1 rRNA gene is annotated in these 500 nt (G+C 51.8%); it reads left to right on the forward strand.

Annotated features, from left to right (window positions below):
* A 23S ribosomal RNA gene (locus GOU96_RS18235) occupies positions 1-500 on the forward strand; the annotation flags it as partial.

A 500-nucleotide genomic window follows, 5' to 3' on the forward strand; every position in this document is an offset into this window, starting at 1 on the left:
ACCATGCACCGAAGCTGCGGCAATGACACTTAGGTGTTATTGGGTAGGGGAGCGTTCTGTAAGCGGTTGAAGGTGTACTGTGAGGTATGCTGGACGTATCAGAAGTGCGAATGCTGACATAAGTAACGATAAAGCGGGTGAAAAGCCCGCTCGCCGGAAGACCAAGGGTTCCTGTTCAACGTTAATCGGAGCAGGGTGAGTCGACCCCTAAGGCGAGGCTGAAAAGCGTAGTCGATGGGAAACGGGTTAATATTCCCGTACTTGTGGTAACTGCGAAGGGGGGACGGAGAAAGTTAGGCTATCCGGGCGACGGTTGTCCCGGTTTAAGCGTGAAGGTGGAGAGACTAGGCAAATCCGGTCTTTCATTAACACTGAGGCGTGATGACGAAGCACTACGGTGCTGAAGTAGCTGATACTACGCTTCCAGGAAAAGCCTCTAAGCATCAGGTTACCAGAAATCGTACCCCAAACCGACACAGGTGGTCAGGTAGAGAATACTC

Source organism: Vibrio sp. R-1, from assembly GCF_035615595.1.
GTDB lineage: Bacteria > Pseudomonadota > Gammaproteobacteria > Enterobacterales > Vibrionaceae > Vibrio > Vibrio cholerae.